Source organism: Nonomuraea sp. NPDC048916 (assembly GCF_040649575.1).
Taxonomy (GTDB): domain Bacteria; phylum Actinomycetota; class Actinomycetes; order Streptosporangiales; family Streptosporangiaceae; genus Nonomuraea.
Genome location: NZ_JBEZFS010000015.1, coordinates 158,690 through 164,860, shown reverse-complemented (window position 1 = coordinate 164,860; position 6,171 = coordinate 158,690). Strand labels below are relative to the sequence as shown.

7 protein-coding genes are annotated in these 6,171 nt (G+C 72.2%); 5 read left to right on the top strand and 2 right to left on the bottom strand.

Annotated elements, in window-relative coordinates; genetic code table 11:
- Window positions 1-309, bottom strand: a 309-nt coding sequence (locus AB0C16_RS18840) for a transposase (RefSeq protein WP_357684441.1), incomplete at its 3' end; no start/stop codon positions are given.
- A 114-nt stretch (window positions 310-423) separates the two neighbouring features.
- Here AB0C16_RS18840 and AB0C16_RS18835 point away from each other — a divergent pair.
- The 5 genes from AB0C16_RS18835 (at window position 424) to AB0C16_RS18815 (ending at window position 5,822) form a co-directional block, all read left to right on the top strand.
- Window positions 424-927, top strand: a complete 504-nt coding sequence (locus tag AB0C16_RS18835) for a TadE family protein (RefSeq protein ID WP_357684439.1) — start codon at window positions 424-426, stop codon at window positions 925-927.
- Window positions 928-956: 29 nt separating this feature from the next.
- Window positions 957-1,349, top strand: a complete 393-nt coding sequence (locus AB0C16_RS18830; RefSeq protein ID WP_357684437.1) for a pilus assembly protein TadG-related protein — start codon at window positions 957-959, stop codon at window positions 1,347-1,349.
- A 74-nt stretch (window positions 1,350-1,423) separates the two neighbouring features.
- Complete coding sequence (locus AB0C16_RS18825; RefSeq protein WP_357684435.1) at window positions 1,424-4,195, top strand: BTAD domain-containing putative transcriptional regulator; 2,772 nt, start codon at window positions 1,424-1,426, stop codon at window positions 4,193-4,195.
- Window positions 4,192-4,896 (top strand): hypothetical protein, encoded by a 705-nt coding sequence (locus AB0C16_RS18820; RefSeq protein ID WP_357684433.1) that lies wholly within the window; start codon window positions 4,192-4,194, stop codon window positions 4,894-4,896. The genes AB0C16_RS18825 and AB0C16_RS18820 overlap by 4 nt, the downstream gene beginning before the upstream one ends.
- Window positions 4,893-5,822, top strand: coding sequence for a hypothetical protein (locus tag AB0C16_RS18815; RefSeq protein WP_357684431.1), 930 nt, complete (start codon window positions 4,893-4,895; stop codon window positions 5,820-5,822). The genes AB0C16_RS18820 and AB0C16_RS18815 overlap by 4 nt, the downstream gene beginning before the upstream one ends.
- Before the next feature lie 116 nt (window positions 5,823-5,938).
- Here AB0C16_RS18815 and AB0C16_RS18810 read toward each other — a convergent pair whose 3' ends face one another.
- Window positions 5,939-6,163: a hypothetical protein gene (locus AB0C16_RS18810; RefSeq protein ID WP_357684429.1), complete on the bottom strand. Its 225-nt coding sequence runs from the start codon at window positions 6,161-6,163 to the stop codon at window positions 5,939-5,941.
- Between the last annotated feature and the right edge of the window lie 8 nt (window positions 6,164-6,171).

Sequence of the window (6,171 nt, the reverse complement as noted above, 5' to 3'; positions counted from 1 at the left end):
CGGGTATCTGGCCCGTTTGGCGAAGAAGCAGGCGAACGCCGCCTGGAGGTGGCGAAGCGCCTGCTGCAACGGGACGCAGGACACCTCACCCAGAAAGCTCAACTCCTCGGTGCGCTTCCACTGCGTGAGCGCCGCCGAGGACTCCGCATAGGAGACGCCGCGGCCCTCCAGCCGGTAGGCGCGGGTGCGTTCCTCCAGCGCCTTGTTGTAGACCAAGCGGACGCAGCCGAACGTCCTGGCAAGCTCGAAAGCCTGCTCGGGAGTCGGGTAGAAGCGGTACTTGTAGGCCCGCTTCGCGATCTGGACCACGCCTCGCACCGTACGGCAAGATCAGCCAAATATCGAATGGGTGTTCGATTCTGCCGCATTGTTCTGGCTTTCGTCCCCGCCCATGGACGGGGTTTCCAGCCTCAAGGAGATGCGATGAGCCGCGACGCGACGAGCCGGGCAGGCCGTCCCGGCGAGCTGGGGCCGATGGCCGTACGCCAGGAGCGCTGGTCCGGTGCCAGGGGGTTGACAGCCGTGCGCCGGGCGGGCCGGTCTGGCGAGCGGGGGTCGATGGCCGTGGAGACGGTCATGCTCGCGCCGGTCTTCCTGATCTTCCTGATGTTCCTGGCCGGAGCCGGTCGGCTGGTCGAAGCCCAGGGCCAGGTCAACGGGGCCGCCCGGGACGCCGCCCGGGCCGCCTCGGTGCAGCGCGCGTTCGACGCCGCCGGCACCGCCGCCGAGGCGACCACCACGGCCGCGCTCCAGGGGCAGTGCGCGCAACCCGCCGTCTCTCTGGCCGGATCCGACTGGGAGGCGGGCGGCCAGGTGCGGGCCGAGGTGACGTGCGAGCTGGACCTGAGCTTCCTGGGCTTCGACGGCACCAAGCGGATGACCGGCACGGCCGTGGTGCCGCTCGAACAGTTCCGGAGGATCGAGTGAACCCCGGGGCCGCCGGGGAGCGCGGGTCCATGTCGGTGTTCACCGTGCTCTTCTCCGTGGTCGTCTTCCTGCTCGCCGGGCTGCTGGTCGACGGCGGGGCGGCGATCAACGCCCGGCTGCGGGCCGCCGACATCGCCGAGCAGGCCGCCCGCGCGGGCGCCGACACGATCGACGTCGACCACCTCCGCGCCACCGGCCAGACCCGGCTGCTGGACGAGGGCCAGGTGTGCGCCAGGGCCGACGAGGTGATCGCGGCCCACGGCGGCGACGACGTGGGCGCCGGCACCTGCGCCGTGGAGCAGGGGCAGACCGCGGTGACCGTCACCGTGAAGGTGAGCTGGACCGCGTTCTTCCTCGGCGCCCTCGGATTCCAGGGCACCGAGATGGAGGGCACGGCGACGGCCGGACCCGAGGCCAGATGAGCCAGACCGATTCCGACCGCTTGGTGGCCCGGAGATCGGTGAGGAAGGACGCTGGACGCGAGAAAGGAGGGGCGATGCCCACGCGAGAGCCGGTGCGTCCCCAAGGGCAGGCGCGGCCACGCGTGCCCGCGCAGCCGCCCGCGCGCATCCCGGCGAAGCGGTCCGCCGGCGACGTGCTCGCCGGGCTCGCGGCGCTCGTCGTGCTGGTGGCGCTCGTCGGCGGCGTCCCTTACGCCCTGCTCACCTTCGTCGGGCCGCCGATCGGGCCGCAACTGCTCGACCTCGACCTGCTCACCAGCCGCGTCGGGCCGTCCACGATCACCGCCGTGCTGGTCCTGCTCGTCTGGCTGGCCTGGCTGCAGCTGTTCGCGTGCGTGGTCGTCGAGGTGTACGCCGGGGTGCGCCGGGTCGGCATGCCGGCCAGGGTGCCGTTGTCCGGCGGCACCCAGCTGCTGGCCAACCGGCTGGTCTCGGCGGTGCTGCTGCTGTTCACCGTGGGGGCGGCGGCCGTGCCCATCGCCCGGCTCGGCACGCCGCCGCCCGCCCCGCCGGCCATGACGACGGTCGCGTTCTCCTCTCCTGTCGTGGAGCAGCCGCTTGAGACCCAGCGGAGCAAGAAGGTGTACGTGGTGCAGCCGCCCCACGGGCGCCACCACGAGAGCCTGTGGGAGATCGCCGAGAAGTGCCTGGGCGATGGGCGCAGATATCCGGAGATCTTCCGGCTCAACCAGCACAAGGAACAACCCGACGGCACCCGCCTGCGGATGGCCGACCTGATCAGGCCGGGATGGGTGCTCGACATGCCGGACGACGCACGCAACGTGCACGTCGTGCCCGCCAAGCAGCCGCGTGCCGAGACGCTGCGCGAACACCCCGGCAGGGCCTCGACCAGCCCGGCCCGGGTCGGCGAGGAGCAGAGGCAGACGGTCACGAAGCCGCACGGCAAACACGAGGCCAGGCAGACCCCCGAGACCCGGCAGAGTCCGGCCGACACGCGGCGCCAGGCCGAGGAGAGACGCCAGGCCGGGGAGCTGCGCCCGGACGAGGAGCTGCGACCTGGGCTGGAGCTGGTCGACTATCTCGCCGGGGCGTCGCTGGCCGCCGCGGGCCTGCTGGTCGTGCTCGGCAGGCGGCGCCGCGAGCAGCTGTGGCGGCGCGCGTTCGGCCACCGCATCGTGCGCCCCCACGACGACGCCGCCGAGGCCGAGGTCGCGCTCCGGCTGGGCGCCGACGCCCCGGGCACCCGCATCCTCGACCTCGGCCTGAGGCTGCTCGGCGCCGAGCTGGCCGCGGCCGGCCGCACCCCGCCCACCGTCTACGCCGCCCATCTGTCCCCGCGCAATCTGGACCTGTGGATCCATCCGCCTGACGGCGACGCGCCCGCTCCCTGGACGGCCCAGGACGGCGGCCAGGTGTGGCGGTTGTCCGCGCACGAGGGCCGCCTGCTGCCCGATTCGGGAGGGAGCCCGGTGGGCGGCGCCCCCTACCCCGGGCTGGTGTCTCTGGGCACCGACGCGAGCGGGCGGGTGCTGATCGACCTGGAGGCGGCGCAGGGCCTGATCAACATCCGCGGCCGGCAGACCACGGCCGCTCTGGCCGCTCTGGCCGTGGAGCTGGCCACCAACCGCTGGTCCGACCGGATGCGCATCACACTGGTCGGCTTCGGTGAGGAGCTGACCGCGATAGCCCCCGACCGGATCCGGGCGGTGGGCGGCCTGGCCGAGGTGCTGCCGGAGCTGGAGGCGACCGCCGCCCCCCGCCAGGAGGTGCTGACCGGCCGGATCACCGGCCGCCCGCGCGACGCCCACTACCTGCTGTCGGCCGTGACCCCCAACCACGACGAGGCGAGGCGGCTGGCCCTGCTGGCCCGCAAGGACACCGCCGGATACGTGGTGACCGGCGAGGTGCCGCACGCCACCTGGACCCTGGAGATCACCGACGACGGCAAGGCGAAGATCGCCGAGCTTGGCTTCGAGGTGACCGCGCAGCTCTTGCCGCGCCGCCACTATCAGGCGCTGGTCGACCTCTTCCGCACCGCCGAGCAGCTCGACGGCGAGGCCGTTCCCGAGCCCGAGCCGCTGGCCGACTACGGCCTGCCCGCCGTGGAGGTGCGGATGCTCGGTCCCATCGAGATCGTCGGCCTCGATCCGCTGGAGGAAGGCCGGATGGCGCTCGCCGCCGAGCTGCTGGTCTACCTGGCCACCCATCCCGGAGGCGTGCACCCGGTCGTGCTGGGCGGCGTGCTGTGGCCGCGGGGCGTGCAGCCCATGGTCAGAGACGCGACGATCGCCAGGGTCGCCGCCTGGCTGGGCAAGCGACACCTTCGCATCGACGAGGCGGGCAGGCTCAGGCTGGGGCCCGAGGTCCGCACCGACTGGGCGCTGTTCCGCGAGATGGTCCGCCGGTCCCACGGCGACCCCACCGCCCGGACCGTGCTTCTGGAGAGGGCGCTCGGCCTGGTCAGAGGTCCGCTGCTGAGCGGGCGGCCATCCGGCAGATACTCCTGGCTGGCCGCCGACGAGCTGGAGTACGACGTCACGGCCGGCGTCGCCGACGCCGCGCACCGCCTGTGCGAGATCAGGCTGGCGCACGGGGAGCCGGACGCCGCGGTCGCGGCCGTCCGCGCGGGTCTGCTGCTCGCCGCCGACGACGAGGGGCTCTGGCGCGACCTGCTCCGCGCCACCCACGCCACCGGCGATCTCGTACGGCTGCGCGCGGTCGTCGAAGGGCTGACCAGAAGAGCCGGGTCGCAGCCGTACGGCGGCCTGGCCCCGGAGACCGAGGCGCTCATCGACGAGCTGCTGCCGTCGTGGCGCCTGCACGTGGTGAGGGAGTCCTCCGCATGAGACGCGAGCAGAGTTCACCGGAAAGGCACGCGCCCGGGCGGTCGCGCACGGCCGAGCACTCGTGCGCGACCGAACGCCCGTGTACGGGCGGGAAAGACGCCGGCGTGATGCGGCTGGCCCTGTCAGGGGCCGTGTCGTTGGCGCTGCTGGCGGCCGGGTGCGCCGCCCAGGCCGAGCAGCCCTACACGCCGCGTGAGGCGTCCTCCCCGGCGAAGAGCGTGGCACGGGCCGCGCCCACGACCGGGCCCCAGACGGTCGCGGTCGGCGACGGGATGAGGGTGCGCATCGAGTGGCCGGCGGATCCCGACCCGCTGCTGAAGGTGCTGACCGACTACTACGTCGGCAGCCGCAGGGCGGTGGTCACCGGCGCCGACCGCTACGCCCGGAACATGGAGATCGACGCGGAGGTCCAGGCGACCGAGTGGGTGCGGGCGTTCACCGACACCGACCAGTCGCTGCGCGGTGTCGCACGGCTCTACGACCTGCACGTCAGCGCCGCCCGGAGCAAGGGGGCCCAGATCGACATGTGCGTGGACGAGTCACGGCTGCGCCTGATCTCCACGCGCACCGGTAAGGCGGTGACGTCCCAGCCCGAATGGACGCGCAAGCCCTACCACCAGGCCGCGCTCGCGCACCGCGGCGACGACGGTGTGTGGCGCATCAGGGCACTCGTGTCCGACGACGAAAGGTGCGAACGATGAATCCCCTGGTCCCGGCACTGGTCGCCGGGCTGCTGGTCCTCGCCCCCACCCCCAAGCCGGGTGGCAACACCACGATCGAGGGCACCGAGCGCGGCAACGAGCGGGGCATCACGCTGGTCAACTCCGGCATCGTCCTCAAGGGCGACGTCAAGGGCGGCAAGAGCGACGGCTACCGCGTCAAGCGACCCTGCTGGTACGAGCCGGGCCTCGACGCCGACGAGATGCTGAAGTTCCAGACCGACCCCCGCACCCAGTTCGCCAGGATCAAGGCCGACGACAAGAGCTTCGACCGGTTCGTCCAGCAGTTCAAGGACAAGAAGGGGCAGCCGGGCCGCTGGTGGACCCCCGCCTATGACACGAACGATCCCCAGGGCGCGGCCTGCTGGGCCGACCTGGAGCAGTTCATCTTCGTGCCGCCCGACACGACGCCACCGTCCGGGATCACGTTCGAGCAGCTCGCGGAGATCGCCCGGGCCGCGCTGACCGTGCCCGAGCCCGTCATCAAGCTCAATCCCGACGTCAAGAGCTACGTCAACCTGCCCACCTTCGTCTGGCTCGACAATCCCGGCGACTCCCAGCGCTCGGTCACGGCGACGCTTCCGGGCGTCATGAGCGCGACCGTGATCGCGACGCGCGAGAACATCACGATCTCCCCGGGCACCACCGAGGACCGGGCGAAGGTGGTCCAGGACGGTTGCGGCCAGGTCGGCACCCCCTACGTCAAGGGCGCCCAGTTCACCTGTGGCGTGCAGTATCTGCGGGCCTCGATCGACCAGCCGCGCGAGGTCTACGAGCTGACCGTGTCGAGCACGTGGCCGGTCCAGGTGGCCGAACGGGTGGTGCCGTTCCAGTTCGCCCCGGTCGAGGTGAGCGCCACGCGCGACGTGCCGGTCGGCGAGGTGCAGAGCAACGTGCGCAACCCGTAGGGCTCACGGGGCTGGGCCGCGCCGTGCGCCGAAGCCGCCTGGGGCCTCACGGCGGCCCGCTCAGACGCCGAAGGGCCGGTACGGCCTTTGCCGTACCGGCCCTCGCCAGGCTCTGGTCAGTCGAACAACTCGTCAACGCTCCGCACGCTGAGCGCCTTGAATGTCCACTCGTCGAGCAGTGCCTCGTCCGTGCATCCGGAGATGCGGGCCCGGGCCTCGTCGGTCACGGGGATGCCGCGAGCGTCGAGGAAACCGATCACGGACCGAGGCGCCGATCTGGCTCGTTCCTTGCGCAGCCATCTGATGATGAACTCGCTCTTGTGCTCGTAAGATCCGGTCACCCGGGGAT